The organism is Myxosarcina sp. GI1, assembly GCF_000756305.1.
Lineage (GTDB): Bacteria > Cyanobacteriota > Cyanobacteriia > Cyanobacteriales > Xenococcaceae > Myxosarcina.
The window spans coordinates 1-1,354 of sequence record NZ_JRFE01000076.1 but is presented as its reverse complement, the minus strand read 5'-3'; the positions used below and the strand labels follow the sequence as shown (position 1 = coordinate 1,354).

At 41.4% G+C, this 1,354-nt stretch carries 2 protein-coding genes; both read left to right on the top strand.

The features are described from left to right. The first annotated feature begins 43 nt into the window (after positions 1 to 43). Entirely contained in the window at positions 44 to 385 is a 342-nt protein-coding gene (locus KV40_RS31670; protein ID WP_036487501.1) for a hypothetical protein, read from the top strand. A gap of 547 nt (positions 386 to 932) precedes the next feature. Next, on the top strand, positions 933 to 1,175 hold the full coding sequence (locus KV40_RS31665; RefSeq protein ID WP_036487514.1) for a DUF433 domain-containing protein: 243 nt from the start codon (positions 933 to 935) through the stop codon (positions 1,173 to 1,175). The last annotated feature ends 179 nt before the right edge of the window (positions 1,176 to 1,354 follow it).

Sequence of the window (1,354 nt, the reverse complement as noted above, 5' to 3'; positions counted from 1 at the left end):
TTGCTGACGAGAATCGTCATCCTATTACCGAAATCATTTTGCCATGACCCAACCCTCTGAGCCAGATCCTCAGTCCTTTATTACTCAAAATTTATTCGATTTAGCTCAAGGTTCAGATTGGAAGGTCAATCTCAGTAACGAGAATCCTGTCGATCGCGATTATCGTTTGCGACAAGACAGTTATGATGCCCAACATCGTCGCTGGCGAACTACGATTTTGTTTATCGCTATCTTGCTTGGAGTAGCTTTAGTTCTCTATTATTGCTTGCAGATACTCCTTAATCCTCAAGCAACTACTGATGACAAAAAATGGTCTACTGCCATAGCTGCTTCTATTATCAGTGCTGGTGTCGGATTTATTACTGGTTCAAAAGCTGTTGGGTAAGCACAGACTCGGAGCGATCGCGAAGCGGATGCCCTTCGGACTTATCGCCTCTTCTTTTTAAATCAATTCAACTTCTTTTATACTACAGTACGAGACTTTATTCCCCTCTGGATTAATTTGACTACTCTCCTTCTGATTAGGTTTATTTTGTGCTAGAAGCAGTTTCAATTATCTCTAGTAAACATTTACCCGTTTTAGTCTCTCCTTTCTTTATAAAGCCAAATATTTCGAGCAGCAGCACTTTCTAGTTTGCTCTAGCAGCAGCACTTTCTAGTTTGCTCTGCTGCTTTTCTTTTGATGTAGTCTTTGTTCTATATTATGAGAGTTTAGTATCCCGCAGATTGAGGGGTGGGAACTCACAACTCGATCTGCTGGAACTCACATTTCTGAGTTTTCAATAGTTTCAGCCATTTTCTACTTTAGATAAGAAAATAAACGATCGCTCGAAAACAGAGTAGTGATTGGCTACGCCACTGTACTGGGCGCAATCGCACTTCCCCTAAACGCGATAATAAAAATAATTGAGATTTATCAAACCAGACTAATCATGAAACTCGATCGCATTACTAGCAATCCTGCCCGTATGAACGGACAACCTTGTATCCGCAACCTCCGCCTGACCGTCCGCCGTGTCATCGAGCTAATCGCTACCTACCCCGACCGCCAAGAACTCTATCAGGAGTTTCCCGAACTCGACGAAGAAGACATATTTCAAGCTTTAGTTTTCGCTTCTACTTATTTAGATGACCGTCAGATCGAATTCTCCGAGCCTTATGAGACTTCTGCTTGACCAAAGAAGTAGCAGCCACAAGCGATCGCTAGTCCTTTTTGATCTTTTTAACTTTTTTTATACTACGCTACGAGACTTTATTTTCTTCTGGATTAATTTCTGCTTCTGCCTTCAATTGTGCTTATTTTGGGCTACAAGCAGTTGCAGTTCCCTCTAATAAATTTACTCGCTTTAGACTT